The sequence below is a fragment of the Aeromonas sp. SER genome (genome assembly GCF_038739615.1).
GTDB classification, from domain to species: Bacteria; Pseudomonadota; Gammaproteobacteria; order Enterobacterales; family Aeromonadaceae; genus Aeromonas; species Aeromonas jandaei.
On record NZ_JBCGFC010000008.1, the window covers coordinates 1 to 23,906 of the forward strand.

Below are 23,906 nucleotides of genomic sequence, written 5' to 3' on the forward strand. Positions count from 1 at the left end.
GAATTAACTGCTGCAACATAAAGTTGCTTTGGTCACTTCATCAGACATTGAAAATCAAAAATTGTTTTTGATGCTCGATGCTGTGAGTGCCCACACAGATTGCTTGATTCAAATTGTTAAAGAGCGAGGCAGCTTTTGCTGCTGCGGGAGTGGCATTCTACTCAACCGCCTTCTCGAGTCAAGCCATATTTGCAAAGGCTTTTCGAGGTTATCGACCCGGTTGTTTGCGTTGCCGCTTGCCGTGTCGATGGAGGCGCATTATAGGGAGTGAATTCGTTCTGGCAAGGGGAAGTTACGTATTTTTTTGAGAAACTCAAACAAACGTTCAGATAATGAACATGACGCGTATTTTTTGAACCAAATCACATCTCCGAGAGACCTTTAACTGGCACATATCCAATCTATTAGCTGATGCATGCAATGTCGGATGGTTGCCGAGCCAGCCAAAGCTCTTCCATTTCCAACAGAGTTTGATAGATCTTTTCTGCCTGTTCCGGTCGGCTGAAGAGATATCCCTGGCCATAGAGGTGGATATCGGTCAGGGAGCGCAAGACATCCAGCTGAGCTTGTGTCTCTATCCCTTCGCACACCAAAATCTTGCCAAGCATGGAACCCATCCGGCAGATGTTGGCGACCAGCTCCGATGCTTCAAGCGAAGTATCTATCCCCTGGATGAAAGAGCGGTCGATCTTCACTTTGCTTACCGGCAACTTCTGCAAATAGCTGAGCGATGAGTAGCCAGTGCCAAAATCATCCAACGCCAATAACACTCCCTGCTGATTCAAATCCTGCATCAATTGCAGCGAATTCTTCACCTCCCTCATTGTGGTGTCTTCCGTGACTTCCAGAACCAGACTTCGTGCTGGCAGATGATGTTCCATCAATGCCTTGGCAACCAGTTTCAACAAATTGCGCTGGTACATACCCGGAGAAATGTTCACGCACATTTGCAAGTCGACGAGACCAAGCTGGTGCCACTGATAGAGCTGCTCACAAGCAGTATTCAGCACCCAGCTGCCCACTCGCTCCGCAAGCTGAAACTCTTCAGCCACCATGATGACTTCATTGGGCGGGATAAAACCAAGCTCAGGATGGCGCCAACGCAGCAATGCCTCCACTGCTTCACAGCGACCAGTCTCAAGATTGACGATGGGCTGGTAATAAAGCTCTAGCGCGTTGTGCTCCAGCGCCATGACCATGTCGGAAGCAAGGTGTTTACGACGAGCAGTCTCATTGAGCAGTGAGTTATCATAGATAACGTAGGGGACATGCGTTTTGCGACTATGGAACAGAGCCTGCTCTACCCGACTCAACAGCTCTTGAGTTTTATCGCTATCAACGGGATAAAAGGCTATGCCGATACCGACTTCAAGACGGAAAGGGTAATTATCAAAAACCATGTCCTGCTTAAGTGAATGCAATAGGCGCGCAACCAGCTCCCTGATTTGTCGCAGATCGCTGCTACCACGCTGGATAATTGCAAACTGATCCCCACCAAGGCGTCCACAAGACTCACCTTCTTCACATAACGCTTTGACTCTCTTCGCCAATTCGTTGAGCAGATAATCCCCAGTGTCATAGCCAAACTTGCTGTTGATATCCCTGAAGTCATTAATATCTACCAGCACCAGACCAAATGGCATCTCTTGTGTCGCATAGGATTCCATCATCTCGAGCAAGGCAACCCGATTTGGCAATCCGGTCAGAGGATCTCGCCGCACAGCTCTGAAATGACGCCGCCCTTCATATATAAGCAGCGCACTGAGCAAGAGTACCGAGATAACCAGACCAGATACCATCATCAGCAGAGCATTACGCAGCTGGGCAAAATGGCGATCGTTCTCTGAATAGATGTTGATGTTTTTCTGCATGACAGATGCAAGAGAATAAGAGAGCGGTTCTTGCAAAGGTGCAAGGCGCATCATGATTTGCTGGTAATCCGGAGATCCCACTTTCAACCTGGTGATATCAGCTTCCATATTGCGGATATTGCTTTCGATCAGCTGCACCAGACGCAGGGTCTTCTGCTTGTCCTCCATGCTCTTGCGCAATTGGCCGCTAAGCAGGATTGGGGTTCGACTCCAGAGAATGTCATACCGCAGCATCAGGGCGTCGTGGTCGATGCCACCGTAGTGGTAAACCTCGACACTATTCAGAAACCGCCCCAGCTCTAGCTGCAATTGCATCAATGCCCAGGAGACATCATAAGTGTACTTTTCCATCACCCGGGTCGCATTCTGGATCTGGACAAGGGAATAGAGAGTACTTCCCGTAAACAACAGGATGAAAAAATAAAGAGTGGCAACAAGCGGCCAGGCTTTGGTCTTTTCCTTCACCCCATACTCCTGAGCAATAAACGATTAATGCTGGATATCAACCGAGCTGAGCTGCCAGATCATCATGTCGGTATATTCGGAGCGTTTCAATTCCGGATGTTGATCAAGTGGCAACATAAACCAGAGCGGCCCCTTGTCGCGCACCTTCATGACGACCCCATCGTCCTCCCAGGCAAGGATGGGCTCATAGCGTTTGACCTTGTCCCAGTTGATACGGATCTGGTAGCTATTGAGCGCAGTCAGGGTAATGGAATTGCCATCATCAGCCCCCACAGCCGCCAGTACATCAGCCAGTTTGGGCCCACGATACTTGTGGGGCTTATCAACCCAAGGATTACCGGTCACGATCTCGTGCTGTGGCAGTGCCTGCAACATGGCAAGGTCAAACTGCGCAACGCCATCAACGGTCTCTGCCGCTTTAACATTACCTGTCACCTTGAGAATCACGGGCCCTGCAGGCGTCCCCAATGCCAGTACGGAAAAGCTTGCCAGGGAAAAAAGTAAAGAAATCAAACCCAGTTTTTTCATACCCATCTCCAAATAACATCCTTATCAACAAGTCTCAGTTTAGCCGGATAAAAAAAAACGGCCCGCCAAAGCGAGCCGTTTCTCAAACAGAGCCGGGGTGATGATTACATCATGCCCATGCCGCCCATGCCACCCATATCAGGCATGGCCGGAGCATCTTTCTTCGGCAGCTCGGTGACCATGCACTCGGTGGTGATCATCAGACCAGCGATGGAAGATGCGAACTGCAGGGCAGAGCGGGTTACCTTGGTCGGATCCAGGATACCCATGGTCAGCATGTCGCCATACTGCTCGGTGTAAGCGTTGTAACCGAAGTTGCCTTCACCGTTCTTCACCGCGTTGGCGATGACGGAAGCTTCTTCACCGGCGTTGATGACGATTTGACGCAGCGGGGCTTCCATGGCGCGCAGGGCAACCTTGATACCGACGTTCTGGTCTTCGTTGTCGCCACGCAGGCCAGCCAGTTTGGCAGCAACGCGAACCAGCGCAACACCACCACCGGCAACCACGCCTTCTTCAACCGCAGCACGGGTAGCATGCAGAGCATCTTCTACGCGAGCTTTCTTCTCTTTCATCTCGACTTCGGTAGCAGCGCCCACCTTGATCACCGCAACACCGCCAGCCAGCTTGGCTACGCGCTCTTGCAGCTTCTCACGGTCGTAGTCGGAGGAGGTCTCTTCGATCTGCTGACGGATCTGGGCAACACGGCCTTCGATCACGCCTGCATCACCCACGCCATCGATGATGGTGGTGTTCTCTTTGGTGATGACGATGCGCTTGGCACGACCCAGATCTTCCAGAGTCGCTTTTTCCAGCTCCATGCCAACTTCTTCGGAGATGACGGTACCGCCAGTCAGTACGGCGATATCCTGCAGCATGGCTTTGCGACGGTCACCGAAGCCCGGCGCCTTGACGGCAGCCACTTTCACGATGCCACGCATGGTGTTGACCACCAGAGTCGCCAGGGCTTCGCCCTCTACGTCTTCGGCAACGATCAGCAGCGGTTTGCCCGCTTTGGCGACACCTTCCAGCACCGGCAGCATCTCGCGGATGTTGGAGACTTTCTTGTCAACCAGCAGGATGAACGGATCGTCCAGCTCGACAGAACCGGTTTCCTGTTTGTTGATGAAGTACGGAGAGAGGTAGCCGCGGTCGAACTGCATACCTTCAACAACAGCCAGCTCATCTTCCAGACCCTGACCATCTTCAACGGTGATGACGCCATCGCGACCCACTTTGTCCATGGCTTCGGCAATCAGCTTGCCCACTTTCTCGTCGGAGTTGGCGGAGATGGTGCCAACCTGAGCGATGGCATTGCTGTCAGCACACGGCTGGGACAGCGCCTGCAACTCGGTAACGGCAGCCACAACAGCCTTGTCGATACCGCGCTTCAGATCCATCGGGTTCATACCGGCGGCAACGGCTTTCAGACCTTCGTTGACGATAGCCTGAGCCAGAACGGTTGCAGTGGTAGTACCATCACCCGCAGCGTCGTTCGCTTTGGAAGCAACTTCCTTGACCATCTGGGCGCCCATGTTCTGGAATTTGTCTTCCAGCTCGATCTCGCGCGCAACGGACACACCATCTTTGGTGATGGTCGGGGCACCGAAGGACTTGTCCAGTACCACGTTGCGGCCTTTCGGGCCCAGAGTAACCTTGACGGCATCAGCCAGGATGTTCACACCTTCCAGCATCTTGATGCGGGCTTCGTTACCAAACTTAACGTCTTTAGCAGCCATTTTTGTTCAATCCTTTCAATCAATTCGGGGAAAAGTGGGGATGGATTACTCTTCGACAATCGCCAGAATGTCGGTCTCGGACAGGATCAGCACATCCTGACCATCCAGCTTCTCGGTTTTCACGCCGTAGCCTTCGTTGAAGATAACCTTGTCGCCAACCTTGACGGCCAGCGCTTTGACATCGCCATTATCCAGGATTCGACCAGTCCCCACGGCAAGCACTTCACCACGGGTGGACTTTTGAGCCGCAGTACCAGTCAGTACGATACCACCAGCGGATTTGGCTTCAGCTTCGATGCGCTTGATGATGACGCGGTCGTGCAGTGGACGAATTTTCATCGATAACTCTCCCAAAATGAGTCTCATTGTTGCTTTGAGGAATGGCCGTTCCAGGCCAAATCGGATATGTCCCTGATGTGGGGTGAGGTTGCTAACCCTTCAAGGGCAAATACAAAAAAAATTTTTTCACGTACTATAAACACCTTCGATTGTTCGCCCCTGTTCTCTTCGCGAACTTCGCTGGCAGCGCCAGCCCAGTTATCAGCCCAGCTCTTCGAGCAAGATGTAGAGACGATCCCTTGACCCGCATCAATCCCATGCTGACAGCACCGATCCCTGTCGTACTGCGCCAGATGACGGGCCCCATGATCCTCGGCATCGTCGCCATTCTGGCCTTCAACCTGGTCGATACCTTCTTTATTGGCATGCTGGGTACCGAAGCGCTGGCGGCCATCAGCTTTACCTTTCCGGTCACCTTCGTGGTCACCTCGCTCGCCATGGGACTTGGGGCCGGCCTCTCGGCGGTGATCGGTCATGCATTGGGACAGGGCAAGCATGAAGAGGCGGCCCACCTCGCCACCGATAGCCTGTTTCTGGCGGTGATCCTGGTCACCCTGCTCTCGGCAGGGGGCGCCCTCACCATCAAACCGCTCTTTACCCTGCTGGGCGCCAGTGCCGAACTTATCTCCCTTATCCACGACTACATGCTGATCTGGTATCTCACCGTGCCCATGCTGGTGCTGCCCATGGTGGGCAACTCCGCCATCCGCGCCACCGGCGATACCAAGACACCCAGCCTCGTCATGACGGTGGCCGGTCTGGTCAACGGCATGCTGGATCCGCTGCTTATCTTCGGCATCGGCCCCTTCCCCGAGTGGGGGATCCGGGGGGCCGCCATCGCCACCTCCATCTCATGGCTGATGGCCATGCTGGTGAGCCTCTACATCCTGCGTCATCGGGAAGGGTTGCTGCTGTGGCGCCTCTCGCCGCGCACCCGACTGCTCTACCACTGGCGAGCCCTGCTTCATGTCGCCATCCCCGCCTCTTTTACCAACATGCTCAACCCGCTGGCCAATGCGGTGTTGATGACGATTTTTGCCGGTCTGGGGACAGAAGTGGTGGCGGCTTACGGCGCCGCATCGCGGGTTGAGGCTCTGCTGCTGATCGTGATGATGGCGCTCGCCTCCGTGCTGGCCCCCTTCATCTCGCAAAACTGTGGTGCCGGCAATCCGGCCCGGGCCAAAGCCGCGCTTCAGAGCAGCATGCGCTTTGCCCTGCTGTTCCAGCTGGCCATCTATGGCCTGACCTGGCTGCTGGCACCACTCATCGCCAACCTGTTCAGCGACCATCCACAGGTGATCCGCCTCATCATCCTCTATCTGCATCTGGTACCGATCGGATATGGCTTTCAGGGGATGGTGATGCTGCTGGCCTCGGCGCTCAATGGCGTGCGGGCATCGAGCATCTCGTTCTTGTTCAACGGCTTGCGGCTGTTTGGCTTTTTACTGCCGGGAGCCTGGCTAGGCGCCAGATGGGGGGGAGAACAGGGGATATATCTGGGGATCTTGCTGGCCAATCTGGCGGCGGGCACCCTCGCATGGTGGTATGCCCGACACCGCTTCGAGGCCTTGTGCCATCAGGGCAAACCCTGAGCGGTCACTCGCCTCTGGTTATTCGTCTCGTCGATTACTCTTTGCGCTCAAACTCGCCTTCGATGGTGGTGCCACCCTGCTTCGGATGATCGTCGAGGGATTGCTCAAACGGCGATTGAGTACGCTGGAAACCGCCCATCTGCATCCGGAACTGGTTGCTGCCTATCAGCTTGTCGGCCAGCTTGTTACGCAGCCAGGGCTGCAGCAGCAGGATCCCGAAGAAGTCGGTGACAAAACCCGGGATGATCAGCAGCAGACCGGCCAGCGCCAGCATCATGCCACCCATCACTTCGCGGCCCGGCATCTCGCCCTGCTGCATCTTCTGCTGGGCACTGAACAGGGTCTTGAGCCCTTCACTGCGCACCAGAGAAGAGCCCAGAATGGCGGTCAGGATGAGCAAGCCGACGGTCGGCAGCGCTCCAATCACAGAACCGACCTCGATCATCACGGTGAGCTCCAGTACCACCAGACCCACCAACAGCAGAAACAGCTTGCCCATATAAGCTCCACAACCAGTCAAATGTGAGAAAAAGTGGTCCCGCGAACCGGGAGCTGCACACGATGTTCAGACGCGCGAGTCACCACTTCCTCCCCCCAATAAATGGGGGCCAACCCGCCCTTTTCAAGCCACCCAAATGACCCCCTCATCAACCAGGCGCTAAAAAATCAGCAAAAAATTACAAATTTTTATAAAAATCAGGGTGATAAATCATGTACAACATATGTGTACATTCATCAAAGGAATTTGAAGATGTCACCAGATTAGTGATCCAGCTCTAATAACCGATACCTCAATTGGAGTAGTATGTTGATTAGTTATTAGGGAGGTCACACTCCCAATCGCCCCACTCGGTGTGTGGTGCTTCAGGATGAGCTGTGCGCAAGGAACTCGCGACCACTCGGTGAGGATTTTTCCATTTATCTGATTTCTGAGGCATTACAATGAGCGACATCAAGAACGTCCGCATTGAAGAAGACTTGCTGGGCACTAAAGAAGTTTCCAATGATCTCTACTACGGTGTGCACACCCTGCGCGCTGTCGAGAACTTCAAGATCAGCTCTCAGAAGATTTCTGACGTTCCGGAATTCGTACGTGGCATGGTGCTGACCAAGAAGGCCGCTGCGCTGGCCAACGGTGAGCTCGGTACCATCCGTCCTGAAATTGCAGACAAGATCGTGGAAGCCTGCGACCTGATGCTGAATACCGGCAAGTGCTTCGACCAGTTCCCGGTCGACGTTTACCAGGGCGGTGCCGGTACCTCCGTCAACATGAACACCAACGAAGTGCTGGCCAACATCGCACTGGAGATCATGGGTCTGGAGAAAGGTCGTTACGACGTCATCAACCCGAACGATCACGTCAACAAGTGCCAGTCCACCAACGATGCCTACCCCACCGGTTTCCGCGTTGCTGTTGTAAACAGCACCGACGTGACCCTGCATGCCCTGGAAGCGCTGATCGCCGCTTTCGACGTCAAGGCTAACGAGTTCAAGAAGATCCTGAAGATGGGCCGTACCCAGCTGCAGGACGCCGTGCCGATGACCCTGGGTCAGGAGTTCCACGCATTCGCCGTGACCCTGCGCGAAGAGATCAAATCCATCAAGCGTTGCCAGGAGCTGCTGCTGGAAGTGAACCTGGGCGCTACCGCCATTGGTACCGGCCTGAACACCCCGCCCGAGTACTCTGCACTGGCCATCAAGCGTCTGGCAGAGATCACCGGCCGTGCCTATGTACCGGCTGAAGACCTGATCGAAGCGACCTCCGACTGCGGCGCCTACGTCATGCTGCACGGCGCCATCAAGCGTCTGGCCATGAAGCTGTCCAAGATCTGTAACGACCTGCGTCTGCTCTCCTCCGGCCCGCGCACTGCCCTGAAAGAGATCAACCTGCCGGAAATGCAGGCGGGTTCCTCCATCATGCCGGCCAAGGTCAACCCGGTTATCCCGGAAGTGGTCAACCAGTCCTGCTTCAAGGTATTCGGTAACGACATCACCATCACCTTCGCCGCCGAAGCCGGTCAGCTGCAGCTGAACGTCATGGAGCCGGTGATTGGTCAGGCAATGTTCGAATCCCTGAGCCTGATGGAAAAAGCCTGTATCTCCCTGCGCGAGAAGTGCGTGGAAGGTATCACCGCCAACCCGGAAATCTGCATGAACCACGTGCTGAACTCCATCGGTATCGTGACCTACCTGAACCCCTTCATCGGTCACCACGAAGGGGACATCGTTGGCAAGATCTGCGCCCAGACCGGCAAGAACGTACGTGAAGTCGTACTGGAGCGCGGCCTGCTGAGCGCCGAGCAGCTGGACGAGATCCTCTCCATCGAGAACCTGATGAACCCGCAATACAAGGCCAAGCGTTTCACTCGCGAAACCACTGTATAAGCGACGCATGGGCCGGGATCTTCCCGGCCCATTTAAAGTCAGTTCCCGATTGGTCTTTATCCCCAGCCCGATCGGGAATTGGCTTTTTGCCAAATAAAAACCAAAAAACTAAAAAATGGAGTTATCGCTATGATTGGAATCGAGTTACTTGTCGTGCTCGCCGCTATCTATCTGGGCGCCCGGATAGGCAGCATCGGCATCGGCTTTGCCGGTGGTCTGGGGGTTCTGGTCCTGACCTGGGGCCTCGGGGTGCAGATCCCGAGCGACCAGCTGGTCACCTACATCCCCTGGGATGTGATCATGATCATTGCGTCCGTCATTTGCGCCATCGCCTGTATGCAACTGGCTGGCGGGATGGACTATCTGGTCTCCCTGGCTGAAAAAGCGCTGCGCAAGAACCCCAAATACATCACCTTCGCCGCCCCGGTCGTCACCTATCTGATGACCATGCTGGCCGGTACCGGTCACACCGCCTTCTCCACCCTGCCGGTTATCGCAGAAGTGGCCAAAGAGCAGGGGATCCGCCCGTCCCGTCCGCTCTCCATCGCGGTTGTCGCCTCCCAGATCGCCATCACAGCCTCCCCGATCTCTGCCGCTGTGGTTGCCTTCTCCGGCATGCTCGAGCCGTTCGGTGTTGACTACCTGACCCTGCTGGCCATCTGCATCCCCTCCACCTTCCTGGCCTGTATCCTGGGTGCCTTCATCGCCAACATGATGGGCAAGCCGCTGGAGCAGGACGAAGTCTATCTGGAGCGTAAAGCCAAGGGCCAAATCAAGCTGCGCGGCACCAGCCAGCTGGAAATCAAGCCGTACGCCAAGCTGTCCGTCTGGATCTTCATCGCCGCCATCGTGGCCGTCATGGCCTATGCCACCGCGATCTCCGGTAAAGTTGGCCTCATCACCAACCCGCCGATCCCCCGCGATGGCGCCATCATGGGCATCATGCTGGCCGCGGCCACCATCATGACTCTGGTGTGCAAACTGGACGCTACTCAAGTGACCAACATGCCGACCTTCAAGTCCGGTATGTCCGCCTGTATCTGCGTACTGGGTGTGGCCTGGCTGGGTAACGTCTTCGTGAAAGGCAACATGGACACCATCCAGCTGATCGCTGGTGACCTGCTGAACCAGTACTCCTGGCTGCTGGCCGTGGTGCTGTTCTTCGCCGCCATGCTGCTCTACTCACAGGGTGCAACCACCAAGGCCCTGATGCCTGCCGCTCTGGCACTGGGTGTCAGCCCGCTGACCGCCATCGCCTCTTTCGCGGCCGTGAGCGCCCTGTTCGTACTGCCGACCTACCCGACCCTGCTGGCCGCGGTAGAGATGGACGACACCGGCTCAACCCGCATCGGCAAAGCCGTGTTCAATCACCCCTTCTTTATCCCCGGCACCGCCACCATCGCGATTGCCGTGGCGCTGGGCTTCTTCTTCGGCGGCATCATGCTCTAATCGCATCGCCTGTCGATAGCCAATCAAAAATCCCCGCCAGCTGGCGGGGATTTTTTTGTGCCTCTCTCAGACACTGGCTGCTGATAGCGACACCGTGGCGCAGGATTCCGCATCAACCCCTATCAAACGCATCAGATGGCCGAGCATGGTTTCGCCCCGCGCTGTCACCTTCCTTTCCTCACCTCTTTATCAGGCGCGTTCTGGCTGCACTCTGTGGGCGCAGACATCTATCAGGATCGGACGATGGCGAGCTGGCGGTAATAAAGGACGAAAACAGAACCACAGGCAGAAGCGGGCAAAGGCATAAGGAAAAATGAGGTCATTTTTCCATAATCCATAAATTCAATTTATAGAGCGGCATGGATGCCAACAGTGGGCTTGAGGAGGTGACCGCAGACGCAGCGGAGGGATCTTCCGATCCACAAGGAGCAATCAGGCAGGCCGTGGCACAGCAATAAAAATGCCCCGGACAGGCTCCCGTCTTCACAGAGAGCATGCCCGGGGCATGTCACATAACTGGCCCGGCAGGGAGAGGATCCTCAGGATCAGACCGGATCCAGGGTATCCAATGGCCAGCGCGGCACGGCCTTGACCGCCAGCGGCTCGAACACGCCCGCTTTCAGGCGCTGCATACCGGCATAGGCGATCATGGCGCCGTTATCGGTGCAATATTCGGTGCGCGGATAGAACACCTCGCCCTTGAGGCTCTCCATCAGCTCGGCCAACTGGGCGCGCAGGTGACGGTTGGCACTGACGCCACCGGCCACCACCAGACGCTTGAGACCGGTCTCTTTCAAGGCACGACGGCACTTGATGGCCAGGGTATCGACCACCGCATCTTCAAACGCACGGGCGATATCGGCGCGGGTCTGCTCATCATCACCGTTGGCGGCAATGGTGTTGGCGGCAAAGGTCTTGAGGCCGGAGAAGCTCATGTCGAGCCCGGGGCGATCAGTCATGGGACGGGGGAAGTGGAAGCGTCCGGTGGTGCCCTTCTCGGCCAGACGGGAAAGCAGCGGGCCACCCGGATAGTCCAGTCCCATCAGCTTGGCAGTCTTGTCGAACGCCTCGCCGGCAGCATCGTCGATGGATTCGCCCAGCAGCTGATAGCTGCCGATGCCATCAACCCGCACCAGCATGGAGTGGCCACCGGAGACCAGCAGCGCCACGAAGGGGAACTCGGGGGCCTTCTCTTCCAGCATGGGCGCCAGCAGGTGGCCTTCCATGTGGTGGACGGCGATAGCCGGCTTGTTCCACGCCATCGCCAGTGAACGGCCGATGGTGGCCCCCACCAGAATGGCGCCAACCAGACCCGGCCCCGCGGTATAGGCGATGCCATCGATGTCATCCTTGCCCAGTCCAGCCTCCCGCAATGCGGCCTGGATCAACGGGATCGTCTTGCGAACGTGATCCCGGCTGGCGAGCTCGGGGACAACGCCACCGTAGTCCGCATGCAGCTTGACCTGACTATATAACTGGTGGGAAAGGATCCCTTTTTGATCGTCGAAGATCGCGATCCCGGTTTCGTCACAGGATGTCTCTATGCCCAATACACGCATTGCTAAAAATTTTCACTGCTAAAATGAGACGGCTATGGTAACCTTCGCGGGTTTTTTAAACCAGAGCGATCTCTGCGGGTTTACTTTCATTCCCTGTCCAGAGTATAATTTCGCACCATTTTAAGTCATGCTGATCGATTGAAGGTCAGCTAACAATTTTATCACTGAGGTGAAAGGCACATGCCAGTAATCAAAGTCCGTGAAAATGAGCCGTTTGACGTTGCTCTGCGTCGCTTCAAGCGTTCTTGCGAAAAAGCCGGTATCCTGTCCGAAGTTCGTAGCCGTGAGTTCTACGAGAAGCCGACTACCATTCGTAAGCGCGCCAAAGCGTCTGCCGTTAAGCGTCACGCCAAGAAGCTGTCTCGCGAAAACGCACGTCGTATCCGCCTGTACTAATCAAGGGATCATGCCGTGTCTCTGAAGGATCAACTCAAGGATCAGCAAAAGCTCGCCATGCTTGCCAAAGACAAGCCACGGTTGGGCGCTATCCGGTTGTTGATGGCAGAAATCAAGCAGCGTGAAGTCGATACCCGTGTCGAGCTCAATGATGAGGATATCCTCGCTGTCGTGACCAAGATGGTCAAACAGCGCCGCGATTCCATCAGCCAATTTGAAGCTGCCGGTCGCCAGGATCTCGCCGACAAAGAGTCCGCCGAGATCGTTGTGCTGCAGGAGTTCCTGCCTCAACAACTGACCGCAGACGAAATTGCCGCCCTGATCGAGCAAGCCATCGCCGAGAGCGGTGCTGCCGTCATGGCTGACATGGGTAAAGTCATGGCTGTCTTGAAGCCAAAAATTCAGGGTCGTGCCGATGTCGGCGCCGTCAGTGCTCAGGTGAAAACCCGCTTGGCGTAACAGGCAAACTCTTGTTTGGTCGAAGAAGCCGTGCTTCCTTGTGAATGCGCGGCTTTTTTATTTTCTATCGCAGTGAAACAGGACGGTTATGGCTGGCAGGATCCCCCAATCCTTTATCGACGATCTGCTCGCACGCACAGACATAGTCGAGCTGATCGACTCGCGAGTGCGGCTGAAAAAAGCCGGTAAGAACTACCAGGCTTGCTGCCCTTTTCATAACGAAAAAAGCCCCTCTTTTACCGTCAGCCAGGAGAAGCAGTTCTATCACTGTTTCGGCTGTGGCGCCCACGGCAACGCCATCGGCTTTGTCATGGAGTATGACGGCCTCGAATTCCCCGATGCCATCGAAGAGCTCGCCAGCCAGCAGGGCATGCAGGTGCCCCGCGAGCAGAGCAGCGGCGGATCTGGCCATGGCCAACCGGCCGTCAGCAAGGATCTGTTCGAGCTGATGAACCAGATCGCCCGCTTCTACGAGAGCAATCTCAAGAGTGCTCCCCATGCGGTGGAGTACCTCAAGGGACGCGGGCTGACTGGTGAAGTGGTCAAGCGCTTCAACATCGGTTATGCCCCAAGCGATTGGGATCAGGTACGTCGCCGCTTTGGTGCCAGCCGGGATCACGAACAGCTGCTTATCTCGGGTGGCATGCTGATCACTCGTGAGAGTGGTGGGGGCAGCTACGATCGTTTCCGCGATCGCATCATGTTCCCGATCCGTGACAAGCGCGGCCGGGTCATCGGCTTCGGCGGCCGGGTACTGGGTGACGGCACCCCCAAATACCTCAACTCGCCGGAAACCCCGATTTTCCATAAGGGACGGGAGCTGTTCGGCCTCTATGAGGTCAAGCAGGCACACAAGGATCCACGCCGGATCCTGGTGGTTGAGGGCTACATGGACGTGGTGGCGCTCGGTCAGTACGACATCGACTATGCGGTGGCGGCACTGGGTACCGCGACCACCAGTGATCACATCCATACCCTGTTTCGGACCACCGCCGAGGTGGTCTGCTGCTACGACGGCGACAACGCTGGTCGTGAAGCCGCGTGGCGGGCGCTGGATAACGCCCTCCCCCATCTGCAGGATGGTCGCGAACTCAAATTCGTGTTCCTGCCCGATGGTGAGGATCCCGACTCGCTGGTACGCCAAATCGGCAAGGAGGGCTTTGAAGCCCTGCTCGATGAAGCCCAACCCTTCGCCGACTTCATGTTCGAGCGTCTTGGTCGCGACGCGGCGCTCTCCGGTGAAGCGGGCAAGTTTGAAGTGGCCAACAAGGCAGCAGAACTTATCCGCCGCGTGCCGGAAGGGTTCACCCGCGAGGGGCTGATCACACGCCTCTCCAGCATGATGCGCTGGGGCGAGAACAAGCAGCGAATTGCCGAGCTCTTTGCCCGCAACAGCCAGCCCAAGGCCGAGATCAACAAGCCCAAGGCAGCCAAGCTGACCCCGCTGCGCCGGGCACTGGCCCTGATGGTTCAATACCCGGCCGTGACGGCAGAGCTACCGGCAATGCCGGAGCTGGCGGGTTTGCGCTTGCAGGGGATTACCTTCCTGCTGCAGCTGCATCAGCAGATCTTGGCACAGCCCGGTATCACTACCGGCATCCTGCTGGAACACTGGCGCGGCACCAAAGAGGGGGAAATCCTCGCCCAGCTTGCGATGCACGACCTGTTCGAGGAGATCAAACTCGATCAGGAGCCGGATATTCTGGGAGAGTTGCAGGATACCTTCGTCGGTTTCATCAACCTGTTTCTGAAACAACGGATCGAAGAATTGCAGGCCAAAGTGGCTCAGGAAGGACTAAGCTCCGAAGAAACCCAAGAGTTGATGATGCTGATCAGAGAGGTGCAAATTGAGAAAAGAAATGAGAGTGGGGCTTGATATTTGAGTGATTAGTCCCAATATGGATAGCGTTGCCCGAATCGACGGGATGAAAAGCAAAAATTTTATAACCGCCTGGCCCCGACAATACTGCGGGCAGGGGTTTCTCATGACCGACGCCGCAACCAGACATAGCATGTCTGGCGGTTTTCTATTAGAATTGGCTATTTGCGCAGCAGCGCACTGTACGCGCAACCTAGCAGCACCAACCGGATGAGTTCTATGGAGCAAACCCCGCAGTCTCAGCTTAAACTCCTCGTTGCCAAAGGTAAAGAACAGGGCTACCTGACCTATGCCGAGGTGAACGATCACCTCCCGCAAGATATTGTCGATTCAGACCAAATCGAAGACATCATTCAGATGATCAACGATATGGGCATTCAAGTGGTTGAAAACGCTCCGGATGCCGATGACTTGATCATGGCTGAAGGGGGTACCGCCGATGAGGACGCTGCCGAAGCAGCGGCCCAAGCTCTGGCATCTGTTGAATCCGAGATTGGTCGCACGACCGATCCCGTCCGCATGTACATGCGGGAAATGGGTACTGTCGAACTGCTGACCCGCGAAGGCGAAATCGACATCGCCAAGCGGATCGAAGACGGTATCAACCAGGTACAAAGCTCCGTAGCCGAGTACCCGGAAGCCATCACTTACCTGCTCGAACAGTACGACAAGTACGAAGCCGAGCAGCTGCGTCTCTCCGACATCATCTCCGGTTTTATCGATCCGAACGATACCGAAGATATGGCGCCGACCGCCACGCACATCGGTTCCGAACTCAGCGAGGATGACCTGGCTGACGAAGACGAAGATGAAGACGAAGATGAAGACGAAGACGGCGACAACTCTGACGATGACGGTGACGGTGGTCCGGATCCGGAAGTCGCTCGCGAGAAGTTCGCCGAACTGCGCGCCCAGTACGAAGTGACCCGCCTCTCCATTCAGAAGAATGGTCGCGCGCACGATGATACCCAGGCCGCCATCGCCCAGCTGGCCGATGTGTTCCGTCAATTCCGCCTGATGCCCAAGCAGTTCGATCGCCTGGTCAACAACATGCGCGAAATGATGGAGCGGGTTCGCGTGCAGGAACGCATCATCATGAAGCTCTGCGTTGAGCAGGCCAAGATGCCGAAGAAAACCTTCGTCGCGGCCTTCACCAACAACGAGTGCGAAACTGCCTGGTTTGAATACCAGAAGCAGGCTGGCAAAGCCTGGTCTCCCCGTCTGATGGAGATGGATGAAGAGGTGCAGCGCGCCATCGGCAAACTGCAGCAGATTGAAGAAGAGACCGGTCTGTCGATTGCCCAGATCAAGGATATCAACCGTCGCATGAGCATCGGTGAGGCCAAGGCCCGCCGTGCGAAGAAAGAGATGGTTGAGGCCAACTTGCGTCTGGTTATCTCCATCGCCAAGAAGTACACCAACCGCGGTCTGCAGTTCCTGGATCTGATCCAGGAAGGCAACATCGGTCTGATGAAGGCGGTAGACAAGTTTGAATACCGTCGTGGCTACAAGTTCTCGACCTATGCAACCTGGTGGATCCGTCAGGCCATTACCCGCTCCATCGCGGATCAGGCCCGTACCATCCGTATCCCGGTACACATGATCGAAACCATCAACAAGCTCAACCGTATCTCCCGTCAAATGCTGCAGGAGATGGGTCGTGAACCGAACCCGGAAGAGCTGGCCATGCGCATGGGCATGCCGGAAGACAAGATCCGCAAGGTACTGAAAATCGCCAAAGAGCCTATCTCCATGGAGACGCCCATCGGTGATGATGAAGACTCCCACTTGGGCGACTTCATCGAAGATACCACCCTGGCTCTGCCGGCCGATGCAGCAACCAGCGAAAGCCTGCGCAACGCGACCCGCGAAGTACTGGCCGGCCTGACTGCTCGCGAAGCCAAGGTGCTGCGGATGCGTTTCGGTATCGACATGAACACTGACCACACCCTCGAGGAAGTGGGCAAGCAGTTCGACGTTACCCGTGAGCGTATTCGTCAGATCGAAGCCAAGGCTCTGCGCAAACTGCGCCACCCGAGCCGCTCGGAAGTGCTGCGCAGCTTCCTGGACGAATAGTCCTGACCCCGTGTCAAACTGCTCTGCCAAAGCCCCGCCATGCGGGGCTTTGTTTTATCCATCCTGTTCCGGCATGCCCCCGGCTCCAGCTGGACAATTAGTCGCCAAGTGGTTGATATGCCTATAGACTGCCCTTTCCTCTTCCCCTATAATCCACGCCGCTAAATGCACAATTTGGCCCCTTAGCTCAGTTGGTCAGAGCAGTCGACTCATAATCGATTGGTCGTGGGTTCAAGTCCCCCAGGGGCCACCAAATTGAAAAAGGCCGCTCATCATGAGCGGCCTTTTTGCATCTGCGGATCGGGCAATGTCCAGTGATGAGATCGATGAAGTCATAAGAAAAGACCCGCCATGGGCGGGTCTGGGCAGGGTCCGGATCAGGCACCTCGAGCGAGGGCAAGGAGCCTAATGCTGAGCCTCAGGTCTGCTCGTCGCGACGCTGGTTTGAGGCGTGACGGGGAAGCGCGGGCAGCATCCGGATCACCAGACTGCTGCGCTGACGCCACGAGGTGAACCCAATGGCCAGCAGATGCAGTGCGATCATGCCCTGCAGTGCCCAGGTGCACCAGACGTGCCAATCATCAGCCCCCAGATCAAACCCCATCTCGGTATTCTGGAACCAGCCGGTACCGGCAGTTGCCAGCACCAGCAACCAGAGCGCCCATACCGCCAACTTGCCGCTGCCATGATGGCCTGGCGCCGGTGGCAACCGTTCACGCATCTCGTGTATCTGCTGGCGAAAATCCTCACCTTTGGGGATGAGGGCGCCCAGGCGGGCGTAGCCACGGGCAAAGGTGAGCCCCCAGAGCAAACGCACGGAGACCAGCGCGATGGCCGTATAACCGAGCCACTCGTGCCAATCCTCTCCCGCCTCATTGAGCCAGAGATTGCCGATACAGATGGCCGCCACACCCCAATGGGTCAGGCGAACCACTGCATCCCAGCGAAAGGGATCACCCTTTTTGCTTGGCATACTTGTGATACTCCTTCTTCAGGTCGTTGACCTTGGCCAGATGCTCGCGCGCCTTGGCTTCGTCACCGGCCTTGAGCGCCGCCAGGCTGGCATCCAGCTCGGTCTGAACCTCATTCATGCCCTCGAGGAACTTCTCCTTCTTGGCGGCAGGCATGTTCTTCTGCTTGGCGATGTCGAGCTGAGCCTTCATCTCGTTGATGTGCTTCTCCATGGTAGCCGCATCATCAGCCTTGACCGCCTGCTTGTAGTTGAAGCCAATCTTCTTCATCGGCTGTTCCAGATCGCCAGCCATGGCAGGCAATGCGATCAGACCGAACATCAGGGGCAACAGCAGGGGGCGAACAGTTTTCAACATGGGATTTCCTTATATAACAACATGCTCAAATTATTAGGGTCACCTATGAATCCAAACAGGAATTCATCACCAGCATAATGCCATGACTCATGGTGAAGCGTTTGTGAAAAATGATATTTTTTGTGGCAAATGGTGACAAGAGTGCCTCGCTTGTTAACCACAGCAACATGAATGCATCGGCAATAAGGCACTTTTCGGCATAAAAAACCCCGCCATTGGCGGGGCTTGTCACTGCGGTTACCGTTCATCAACCAGCCTGCTGTTCACGCTCGATGGCGCGCCAGCCGATGTCATTGCGATAGAAGACACCATCCCACTGGATCCGCGCAGCCAGCTGATAGGCGCGCTGCTGTGCTTCAGCCACAGTGTGGCCCAGCGCGGTGGCGCACAACACCCGGCCACCGGCGGTCACTACGGTATCGCCCTCAAGGCGGGTACCCGCGTGGAATACCTTCTCGCCGCTCGCCTCTTCCACCGGCAGGCCGCTGATGGCCTTGCCCTGCTGGTAGTCGCCGGGATAACCGCCAGCTGCCAGCACCACACCAATGGCTACGCGGGGATCATAATTCGCTTCTACCTGATCCAGCTTGCCGGCACAGGCGGCCAGACAGAGTTCCACCAGATCGGAGCGCATCCGCAGCATGATGGGCTGGGTCTCGGGATCGCCGAAACGGCAGTTGAATTCGATCACCTTGGGATTGCCCTGACCGTCGATCATCAGGCCAGCGTAGAGGAAACCTGTGTAGACGTTGCCCTCGGCCGCCATGCCGCGCACGGTCGGCATGATCACCTGCTCCATCACCTTGCGGTGTACTTCATCAGTCACCACTGGCGCCGGCGAATAGGCGCCCATACCGCCGGTATTGAGACCGGTATCGCCATCCCCTACCCGCTTGTGATCCTGACTGGTCGCCATCGGCAGCACATGCTCGCCATCGACCATAACGATGAAGCTCGCCTCTTCCCCTTCCAGGAACTCCTCGATCACCACCCGGGCACCGGCGTCGCCAAAGGCATTGCCGGAGAGCATGTCGCGCACGGCCTCTTCCGCCTCGGTCAGGGTCATCGCCACGATCACCCCCTTGCCTGCGGCCAGACCATCGGCCTTGATGACGATGGGTGCCCCCTTCTCGCGCAGATAGGCCAGCGCTGGCTCCACCTCGGTGAAGTTCTGGTACTCGGCAGTAGGGATGGCGTGACGGGCCAGAAAATCCTTGGCGAAGGCCTTGGAGCCCTCCAGCTGGGCAGAAGCCGCGGTCGGACCGAAGATGGCCAGCCCCTCGGCACGGAAGGCATCGACCACCCCTTTCACCAGCGGCGCTTCCGGGCCGACGATGGTCAGACCGATGCGCTGCTCCTTGGCAAACGCCAGCAGAGCCGGGATATCGGTAGCTGCGATGGCCACGTTCTCGATGCTCCCTTCGTGTGCGGTGCCGGCATTGCCGGGGGCGACGAAGACCCGGGTCACCAGAGGGGATTGCTTGGCCTTCCAGGCCAGGGCGTGTTCGCGGCCACCATTGCCAATGATCAGTACTTTCATCGTATCGCTCGCTTCTATGTGGGTCACAGGCTTCCGCCAGAGGGAAGCCGGTCGCAATAGTCAGTGGAAAAGAGACAACAAAAGGGCCGCCCGTGGCGGCCCTGATCCATCAGTGACGGAAGTGGCGCATGTTGGTAAAGACCATGCACATGCCGTGCTCGTCGGCAGCGTCGATCACCTCCTGATCACGCATTGAGCCACCCGGCTGGATCACGCAGGAGATACCGGCTGCGGCGGCGGCATCGATGCCGTCGCGGAACGGGAAGAAGGCATCGGAGGCCATGACGGAGCCCGCCACGGTCAGCCCTTCATCTGCCGCCTTGATACCGGCAATCTTGGCCGAATAGACGCGGCTCATCTGGCCGGCGCCAACGCCGATGGTCTGGCCATCTTTGGCGTAGACAATGGCATTGGATTTGACGAACTTGGCCACTTTCCAGCAGAACAGCAGATCTTGCAGCTCGGCCTCGGTCGGCTGACGCTTGCTGACCACGGTCAGGTCACCCAAAGTCACCATGCCGAGATCGCGCACCTGCACCAGCAGGCCGCCGTTGACGCGCTTGAGGTCAAACCCTTGCGCCGGTGCAGTCCACTGACCGCATTCGAGCAGACGCACGTTCTGCTTGGCAGCGACCGCTTCGCGGGCCTCCTGACTGACAGTCGGGGCGATGATCACCTCGACGAACTGACGCTCGACGATGGCCTTGGCGGTGGCGCCATCCAGTTCGCGGTTGAAGGCGATGATGCCGCCAAAGGCGGAGGTGGGATCGGTCTGGTAGGCGCGATCGTAGGCACTCAGCAGGTCGTTACCGACGGCCACGCCGCAGGGGTTGGCATGCTTGACGATGACGCAGGCCGGCTCGCTGAACTCCTTCACGCACTCCAGCGCCGCATCGGTGTCGGCGATGTTGTTGTAGGAGAGCGCCTTGCCCTGCAGCTGGACAGCGCTGGAGACGGAACCCGGCGCGGCATGCTCCTCGGCATAGAAAGCAGCAGCCTGATGGCTGTTCTCGCCGTAGCGCATGTCCTGCTTCTTGATGAACTGGCTATTGAAGGTGCGCGGGAAGCGGGACTCCTCGTCACCCTCCTTGTTGTCACCATAAGAGGGCACCATGGTACCGAAGTAGTTGGCGATCATGCCGTCGTAGGCAGCGGTGTGCTCGAAGGCGGCGATGGCCAGATCGAAACGGGTGGCCAGTTTCAGGCTGTTGCCGTTGGCATCCATCTCGCGAATAACCCGATCGTAGTCGGCAGCTTTGACCACGATCGCGACATCTTTGTGGTTTTTAGCCGCAGAGCGAACCATGGTCGGGCCGCCGATGTCGATGTTCTCGACCGCATCGGCCAAGGTGCAGCCCTCTTTGGCAACGGTAGCAGCAAAGGGGTAGAGGTTGACGACAACCATGTCGATGGGGGAGATAGCGTGCTGGGCCATGATGGCGTCATCCTGATCCCGACGGCCGAGAATACCACCATGAACCTTGGGGTGCAGGGTCTTGACCCGGCCATCCATCATTTCAGGGAAACCCGTGTAGTCGGAGACCTCGGTCACCGGCAGACCCGCCTCGCCGAGCAACTTGGCAGTACCGCCAGTAGAGAGCAGGGCGACGCCGCGTTCGTTGAGTGCCTTGGCAAATTCCAGAATGCCGGTTTTGTCAGACACACTCAGCAGTGCACGGCGAATGGGTCGAGCTTGTTCCATCACACTATCGTCCTCAACATAACGGGGACCGTTCCATGGGAGGCGAGGCTCAACACAGAGAGTCCCCAAATAAATGGAAGTGGGGGGATTTCGCAAACCACTCTCGCCACAGGCCTGACAACGGCAAAAGTGCTTTAAGAAATGCCCGCTTGGTGCGGCGCTCTCTTATGGGCGCGTATTCTACACAAAAAATGTGACGGGTGGTGGATTTTTTAAATAGCAAAACCCTTGCGTGGCGCGGCGTTAAACGTTTGCCACTTGATTTTCGCCAAACGTTTGCCATTTAAGGGTTTTATGGCAAAAGAGCGGCCAAACCAACTTTTGTCTGCCCCTTTTATGCCCTTGGCTGGCAATCGTCCGGCAAAGGGGTGATAGTGGGTTCCGGTTTTGTTGAGTCGCATATCCAACGGGAGAAAAGGGCATGTACCGGATCGGTGAACTGGCCAAGGCGTGCGGGGTCAAGGCGGATACCCTGCGTTTTTACGAGAAGAACGGGCTCATCTCGCCGGGGATCCGTAACGAGTCTGGCTACCGTCTCTATAGCGAGCAGGACAAGCGACGGCTGGAGTTCATCATTCGCGCCAAGTCGGTGGGATTCTCGCTGGCCGATATCGGCGAGCTGCTCGACCTCGATACCAACAAGGCCAAGGTCACCTGTCAGGAGGTAAAAGCGGTAGCTGACACCAAGCTGGCCCAAGTGGAGCAGAAGATCATCGAACTGACCCGCTTTCGCGACAACCTGCGCGAGCTCTCCAATATCTGCTGCGGCGGGCCGCGCTCGGCGGAGCACTGCGCCATTCTGGAGACGCTGGAGTCGGGAGCTCCCGCTCATCACGAGCATCATAACCACGATGAGCATGACCACGTTGGCTGACGGCACCAGCCCGCTCATTGCACCAGCGGCGATTTGGTGACAAACTCGCCGCGTTTTTAACCGGTGCCAGTGCATCCGGTTACCGGGCACTCATCTGAAGAGGCGCCCGCTGCAAAAACCGCCATCCCGACACAAGAGTCAACACAGCAAGAGCAAGAAGAGGAGCCATCATGGCCAAGATTCGGGTCGACCAACCCGCCCTCCCCCGTGAGGAAGATGCGCAAGGGGGTAACTATGCCCACCAGCGCGGCGAGATAAAGGATAACCATCTGCACGCCCTGCTCTCCGATCCGCTGTTTCGCAGCCGGGTCGAGCGCAACAAGAAGGGCAAGGGGAGTTACCAGCGCAAGGCCAAATTTGGCAAGCGGTGGGAGCCCGGCCAACAGCAGATGATCCGCGTCTGCTGCTGAGCGGGTTTCTACCGACCATAAACAATCAGGGCGCCAATGGCGCCCTGATTGTTTTGACAGAAGAAGCGATTTGGCAACGCCAACTCACCGCCTCAAAAGCGCGACTCAACAGGACGCTTACTCATCCATAAACAGTTCGAGCAGCACGTTGAGATAGCGATGACCGAGGGTGGTAAGCTGCCAGCTGTCGCCCAGATCGTCGATCAGCTCCTTGCTCTGTGCAATGGTCAGCACCGTCTCCACCCGCTCCAGTGGCAAGCCGGTATAGGCCTCGAACTCCGCCTTGGGGGCCGGTTCAAACAGGCGGAAGCGGTTCATAAAGTATTCGAGCGGCAGATCGTCTGCCGTCACCTGCCACTGCTCGTCCAGATAGGTGCGGCTCTTGTCCAGATACCCTTTCGGATGCTTCACCTTGGCAGTGCGCAGGATCTGCTGATCCGCGAGATCAGTCACTTTGCCGTGGGCACCGCAACCAATCCCCAGGTAGTCGCCAAAGCGCCAGTAGTTGAGGTTGTGACTGCACTGATAGCCCTCTTTGGCGTAAGCCGAGATCTCGTACTGGCGATAACCACTGGCGGTGAGCATGGCGTGGCCCTGTTCGTAGATGTCCCACAGGGTGTCATCTTCCGGCAACTTGGGAGGTTTGGAGGCAAACGCCGTGTTCGGCTCTATGGTGAGCTGATACCAGGAGAGGTGCGGCGGGGCGCAGTCGATTGCCTGCTGCAGATCATAAAGAGCGTCATCCAGACTCTGATCCGGCAGACCGTGCATCAGGTCCAGATTGAAGGTGGGCAACTTGATGGCATGGGCCAGTGCGGCGGCCTTGCGCGCCTCTTCCGGGCCGTGGATACGCCCAAGCCGGGTCAGCTTCTCCTGCTGGAAGCTCTGCACACCGATGGAGATGCGGTTGATGCCGGCGCGCTGGAAACCGGCAAACTTGTCCGCTTCCACCGTACCCGGGTTAGCCTCCATGGTGATCTCGCAATCTGCAGTGAGCGGAATGCGGGCCCGAACCCCATCCAGCAGGGTTTGCATCGCCTCGACCGTCAGCAGGCTGGGGGTACCGCCACCGATAAAGATCGAGGAGAGCGGCCGTCCCTGCGCCCACTTCAGATCCTGATCTAGATCCTCCAGCAGGGCGGCGACATATTCGAGGTGAGGCAACTCCCCTTTCTGGGCATGGGAGTTGAAGTCACAGTAAGGGCACTTCTGGACGCACCAGGGCACATGAATATAGAGAGAGAGCGGCGGCAGTTGCAGCATGGACGTTCCAATAAAACGGGGGCTCAAGGCCCCCATTGTAGATGACAATATG

General features: G+C 57.0%; 20 protein-coding genes and 1 tRNA gene. 10 read left to right on the forward strand and 11 right to left on the reverse strand.

Annotated features, from left to right (window positions below):
- Nucleotides 1–404: 404 nt before the first annotated feature.
- The 4 genes from AAHA41_RS12975 to AAHA41_RS12990 all read right to left on the reverse strand — a co-directional run bounded on the left by AAHA41_RS12975 (nt 405) and on the right by AAHA41_RS12990 (nt 4,942).
- Nucleotides 405–2,336: a bifunctional diguanylate cyclase/phosphodiesterase gene (locus AAHA41_RS12975; protein WP_201962543.1), complete on the reverse strand. Its 1,932-nt coding sequence runs from the start codon at nt 2,334–2,336 to the stop codon at nt 405–407.
- Between the two features lie 24 nt (nt 2,337–2,360).
- Nucleotides 2,361–2,864: a molybdopterin-binding oxidoreductase gene (locus AAHA41_RS12980; protein ID WP_041209177.1), complete on the reverse strand. Its 504-nt coding sequence runs from the start codon at nt 2,862–2,864 to the stop codon at nt 2,361–2,363.
- Between the two features lie 104 nt (nt 2,865–2,968).
- Nucleotides 2,969–4,603, reverse strand: a complete 1,635-nt coding sequence (gene groL / locus AAHA41_RS12985; RefSeq protein WP_323070754.1) for a chaperonin GroEL — start codon at nt 4,601–4,603, stop codon at nt 2,969–2,971.
- 45 nt (nt 4,604–4,648) lie between these two features.
- Complete coding sequence (locus AAHA41_RS12990) at nt 4,649–4,942, reverse strand: co-chaperone GroES (RefSeq protein ID WP_005309514.1); 294 nt, start codon at nt 4,940–4,942, stop codon at nt 4,649–4,651.
- Nucleotides 4,943–5,199: 257 nt separating this feature from the next.
- On the opposite strand from AAHA41_RS12990, the gene AAHA41_RS12995 reads away from it, so the two are divergent.
- Nucleotides 5,200–6,534 (forward strand): MATE family efflux transporter, encoded by a 1,335-nt coding sequence (locus tag AAHA41_RS12995; RefSeq protein ID WP_257622297.1) that lies wholly within the window; start codon nt 5,200–5,202, stop codon nt 6,532–6,534.
- Nucleotides 6,535–6,568: 34 nt separating this feature from the next.
- Here AAHA41_RS12995 and AAHA41_RS13000 read toward each other — a convergent pair whose 3' ends face one another.
- A complete protein-coding gene (locus AAHA41_RS13000; RefSeq protein ID WP_041209158.1) occupies nt 6,569–7,033 on the reverse strand; it encodes an FxsA family protein in 465 nt (154 codons plus the stop codon).
- 443 nt (nt 7,034–7,476) lie between these two features.
- Here AAHA41_RS13000 and aspA point away from each other — a divergent pair, with 443 nt between their 5' ends.
- Nucleotides 7,477–8,919, forward strand: a complete 1,443-nt coding sequence (gene aspA / locus AAHA41_RS13005) for an aspartate ammonia-lyase (protein ID WP_033113944.1) — start codon at nt 7,477–7,479, stop codon at nt 8,917–8,919.
- A 129-nt stretch (nt 8,920–9,048) separates the two neighbouring features.
- A complete protein-coding gene (locus AAHA41_RS13010) occupies nt 9,049–10,368 on the forward strand; it encodes an anaerobic C4-dicarboxylate transporter (protein WP_041209157.1) in 1,320 nt (439 codons plus the stop codon).
- A gap of 545 nt (nt 10,369–10,913) precedes the next feature.
- Here the strand turns inward: AAHA41_RS13010 and tsaD are convergent.
- Nucleotides 10,914–11,927: a tRNA (adenosine(37)-N6)-threonylcarbamoyltransferase complex transferase subunit TsaD gene (gene tsaD, locus AAHA41_RS13015; RefSeq protein ID WP_033113942.1), complete on the reverse strand. Its 1,014-nt coding sequence runs from the start codon at nt 11,925–11,927 to the stop codon at nt 10,914–10,916.
- A 180-nt stretch (nt 11,928–12,107) separates the two neighbouring features.
- On the opposite strand from tsaD, the gene rpsU reads away from it, so the two are divergent.
- From rpsU to AAHA41_RS13040, 5 genes are all read left to right on the forward strand, one after another.
- Nucleotides 12,108–12,323: a 30S ribosomal protein S21 gene (rpsU, locus tag AAHA41_RS13020; protein WP_005309452.1), complete on the forward strand. Its 216-nt coding sequence runs from the start codon at nt 12,108–12,110 to the stop codon at nt 12,321–12,323.
- Nucleotides 12,324–12,338: 15 nt separating this feature from the next.
- Nucleotides 12,339–12,782 (forward strand): GatB/YqeY domain-containing protein, encoded by a 444-nt coding sequence (locus tag AAHA41_RS13025; RefSeq protein ID WP_005341238.1) that lies wholly within the window; start codon nt 12,339–12,341, stop codon nt 12,780–12,782.
- Between the two features lie 88 nt (nt 12,783–12,870).
- On the forward strand, nt 12,871–14,658 hold the full coding sequence (gene dnaG, locus AAHA41_RS13030) for a DNA primase (RefSeq protein WP_323070753.1): 1,788 nt from the start codon (nt 12,871–12,873) through the stop codon (nt 14,656–14,658).
- A gap of 183 nt (nt 14,659–14,841) precedes the next feature.
- Entirely contained in the window at nt 14,842–16,737 is a 1,896-nt protein-coding gene (gene rpoD, locus AAHA41_RS13035; protein ID WP_263975067.1) for an RNA polymerase sigma factor RpoD, read from the forward strand.
- A 176-nt stretch (nt 16,738–16,913) separates the two neighbouring features.
- Nucleotides 16,914–16,990, forward strand: a tRNA-Ile gene (locus tag AAHA41_RS13040).
- A 165-nt stretch (nt 16,991–17,155) separates the two neighbouring features.
- Here the strand turns inward: AAHA41_RS13040 and AAHA41_RS13045 are convergent.
- From AAHA41_RS13045 to purH, 4 genes are all read right to left on the reverse strand, one after another.
- On the reverse strand, nt 17,156–17,710 hold the full coding sequence (locus tag AAHA41_RS13045) for a cytochrome b/b6 domain-containing protein (RefSeq protein WP_323070752.1): 555 nt from the start codon (nt 17,708–17,710) through the stop codon (nt 17,156–17,158).
- A complete protein-coding gene (locus AAHA41_RS13050; protein WP_041209147.1) occupies nt 17,691–18,065 on the reverse strand; it encodes a cytochrome b562 in 375 nt (124 codons plus the stop codon). The genes AAHA41_RS13045 and AAHA41_RS13050 overlap by 20 nt, the downstream gene beginning before the upstream one ends.
- Nucleotides 18,066–18,312: 247 nt before the next feature.
- Nucleotides 18,313–19,605, reverse strand: a complete 1,293-nt coding sequence (gene purD, locus AAHA41_RS13055; protein ID WP_043851138.1) for a phosphoribosylamine--glycine ligase — start codon at nt 19,603–19,605, stop codon at nt 18,313–18,315.
- A gap of 109 nt (nt 19,606–19,714) precedes the next feature.
- Nucleotides 19,715–21,307: a bifunctional phosphoribosylaminoimidazolecarboxamide formyltransferase/IMP cyclohydrolase gene (purH, locus tag AAHA41_RS13060; protein WP_323070751.1), complete on the reverse strand. Its 1,593-nt coding sequence runs from the start codon at nt 21,305–21,307 to the stop codon at nt 19,715–19,717.
- A 421-nt stretch (nt 21,308–21,728) separates the two neighbouring features.
- On the opposite strand from purH, the gene zntR reads away from it, so the two are divergent.
- On the forward strand, nt 21,729–22,181 hold the full coding sequence (gene zntR, locus AAHA41_RS13065) for a Zn(2+)-responsive transcriptional regulator (RefSeq protein ID WP_041209144.1): 453 nt from the start codon (nt 21,729–21,731) through the stop codon (nt 22,179–22,181).
- A 170-nt stretch (nt 22,182–22,351) separates the two neighbouring features.
- Nucleotides 22,352–22,591 (forward strand): ribosome alternative rescue factor ArfA, encoded by a 240-nt coding sequence (locus tag AAHA41_RS13070; protein WP_041209143.1) that lies wholly within the window; start codon nt 22,352–22,354, stop codon nt 22,589–22,591.
- Between the two features lie 117 nt (nt 22,592–22,708).
- Here AAHA41_RS13070 and hemW read toward each other — a convergent pair whose 3' ends face one another.
- Complete coding sequence (hemW, locus tag AAHA41_RS13075) at nt 22,709–23,854, reverse strand: radical SAM family heme chaperone HemW (protein ID WP_323070750.1); 1,146 nt, start codon at nt 23,852–23,854, stop codon at nt 22,709–22,711.
- Nucleotides 23,855–23,906: the final 52 nt, after the last annotated feature.

Excerpts from the sequence above, each read along its gene's own strand:
- AAHA41_RS12980 (WP_041209177.1), bottom strand. The coding sequence starts at position 2,864 with ATGAAAAAACTGGGTTTGATTTCTTTACTTTTTTCCCTGGCAAGCTTT.
- groL (WP_323070754.1), bottom strand. The coding sequence starts at position 4,603 with ATGGCTGCTAAAGACGTTAAGTTTGGTAACGAAGCCCGCATCAAGATG.
- AAHA41_RS12990 (WP_005309514.1), bottom strand. The coding sequence starts at position 4,942 with ATGAAAATTCGTCCACTGCACGACCGCGTCATCATCAAGCGCATCGAA.
- AAHA41_RS12995 (WP_257622297.1), top strand. The coding sequence starts at position 5,200 with ATGCTGACAGCACCGATCCCTGTCGTACTGCGCCAGATGACGGGCCCC.
- AAHA41_RS13000 (WP_041209158.1), bottom strand. The coding sequence starts at position 7,033 with ATGGGCAAGCTGTTTCTGCTGTTGGTGGGTCTGGTGGTACTGGAGCTC.
- aspA (WP_033113944.1), top strand. The coding sequence starts at position 7,477 with ATGAGCGACATCAAGAACGTCCGCATTGAAGAAGACTTGCTGGGCACT.
- AAHA41_RS13010 (WP_041209157.1), top strand. The coding sequence starts at position 9,049 with ATGATTGGAATCGAGTTACTTGTCGTGCTCGCCGCTATCTATCTGGGC.
- tsaD (WP_033113942.1), bottom strand. The coding sequence starts at position 11,927 with ATGCGTGTATTGGGCATAGAGACATCCTGTGACGAAACCGGGATCGCG.
- rpsU (WP_005309452.1), top strand. The coding sequence starts at position 12,108 with ATGCCAGTAATCAAAGTCCGTGAAAATGAGCCGTTTGACGTTGCTCTG.
- dnaG (WP_323070753.1), top strand. The coding sequence starts at position 12,871 with ATGGCTGGCAGGATCCCCCAATCCTTTATCGACGATCTGCTCGCACGC.
- AAHA41_RS13045 (WP_323070752.1), bottom strand. The coding sequence starts at position 17,710 with ATGCCAAGCAAAAAGGGTGATCCCTTTCGCTGGGATGCAGTGGTTCGC.
- AAHA41_RS13050 (WP_041209147.1), bottom strand. The coding sequence starts at position 18,065 with ATGTTGAAAACTGTTCGCCCCCTGCTGTTGCCCCTGATGTTCGGTCTG.
- purD (WP_043851138.1), bottom strand. The coding sequence starts at position 19,605 with ATGAAAGTACTGATCATTGGCAATGGTGGCCGCGAACACGCCCTGGCC.
- purH (WP_323070751.1), bottom strand. The coding sequence starts at position 21,307 with ATGGAACAAGCTCGACCCATTCGCCGTGCACTGCTGAGTGTGTCTGAC.
- zntR (WP_041209144.1), top strand. The coding sequence starts at position 21,729 with ATGTACCGGATCGGTGAACTGGCCAAGGCGTGCGGGGTCAAGGCGGAT.
- AAHA41_RS13070 (WP_041209143.1), top strand. The coding sequence starts at position 22,352 with ATGGCCAAGATTCGGGTCGACCAACCCGCCCTCCCCCGTGAGGAAGAT.
- hemW (WP_323070750.1), bottom strand. The coding sequence starts at position 23,854 with ATGCTGCAACTGCCGCCGCTCTCTCTCTATATTCATGTGCCCTGGTGC.